This window comes from Ancylomarina sp. (assembly GCF_041555295.1).
GTDB lineage: Bacteria > Bacteroidota > Bacteroidia > Bacteroidales > Marinifilaceae > Ancylomarina.
Genome location: NZ_JBFFKR010000481.1, coordinates 1 through 1506 on the forward strand (window position 1 = coordinate 1; position 1506 = coordinate 1506).

The 1506-nt window shown below is 38.5% G+C and carries 2 protein-coding genes; both read right to left on the bottom strand.

What is annotated here, in order from left to right:
- Window positions 1-270 (bottom strand): acetolactate synthase small subunit (ilvN, locus tag ABY905_RS17260; RefSeq protein ID WP_372646139.1); only part of this gene is annotated, 270 nt, incomplete at its 3' end.
- A 201-nt stretch (window positions 271-471) separates the two neighbouring features.
- Window positions 472-1506 (bottom strand): thiamine pyrophosphate-binding protein (locus tag ABY905_RS17265; RefSeq protein ID WP_372646141.1); only part of this gene is annotated, 1035 nt, incomplete at its 5' end.

Sequence of the window (1506 nt, forward strand, 5' to 3'; positions counted from 1 at the left end):
AAACAGTGCCACTTCCTGATGAACGATTTCTTCTGCTTCGAAATAATGTGCTTTAAAAACGCCAATAATCTTTTCAATTTGCAGCACCACATTCTCAACCTTGCTCTCATCCATATAGGCTACGATTGTGTATCGTGAAACGCCTTTCACCTCGGATTCCGAAACAGTTAAACTCTCTATATTGATTTTCCTTCTTGAGAAAACGATGGTTACTTCATTCAGCAGACCGATATTGTTTTCTGAAAAAACGCTTATTGTATATTCTTTCATCTCTTTAGGTTTTTGAATTCTATTCTACATTTCACCTTAAAACATTTTAACGCAAAGAGCACTAAGGCTTTTCGCAAAGCTCGCTAAGAATTTATTACTAAGAAAACCACATGGCCCCTCTTTAACCTTTTTAGCTCTGCTAGGAACTACTTCGTCGTAGGCTAACAGGTTTATCGTAAATTCGTAATTCATAATTGAAAATTACTCCAGTCTCATCTCAGAAACGGCTGCTCCAGGTTCAATCATCGGTAATACATTAGATTCAGTTTCGACAACAACTTCCAAAAAGTAAGCGTTTGGCGATTCCAACATTTCTTTGATAGCTGCGTCCAGTTCTTCACGTTTGCTAACTCTTTTAGCTTGTATACCGTATCCCTCAACAATCTTCACGAAATCAGGATTCTCCAATCGAGTACAAGAAAAACGCTTATCGAAAAACAGATCTTGCCACTGTCGTACCATACCCAAGAATGAGTTATTCAAAACAATGGTTTTAACAGGCAAATTGTATTGCTTAATCACTGCTAATTCCTGTAAAGTCATCTGAAAACCACCATCACCAGATATGGATACAACTTGAGCATTTCTATCTCCAATCTGAGCTCCAATGGCTGCTGGCAAACCAAATCCCATAGTTCCCAAACCTCCTGAAGTAATTTGCGTATTCGGCTTTTTAAACTCGTAGTAACGAGCTGAAGTCATTTGATGCTGACCAACATCGGTACACAAAATGGCTTCACCATTAGTTTGTTCTGATACTAAACGAACAACTTCAGCCATATTAATTTGCTCTCTGTCAGAATAAGCTTGTTTCTTGATCACTTTATCAAATTCAAGCTGATAGAAATCTTTAAAACTCTTCATCCACTCAGGCTTAACATTTCCACGAACCAATTCATTCAAGGCAGTCAAAGCTTGCTTTGCATCAGCCAATACGGGTACATCAACCTTTATATTTTTATTATGCTCCGATCTGTCGATATCAATATGAACAATCTTAGCTTGCGTTGCATATTTCGCTGTATCTCCCGTTACTCTATCATCGAAACGCATACCAACTGCTATCAAAACATCACATTCGTTGGTGTTTTTATTCGGTCCGTAATTACCATGCATACCCAGCATCCCAACATAAAGTGGATGATCTGTTGGAAAAGATGATAAGCCCAACAAGGTACAAGCAACAGGTGTCTGAGTCTTCTCAACAAAAGCCATCAACTCCTTTTCGGCTCCTGA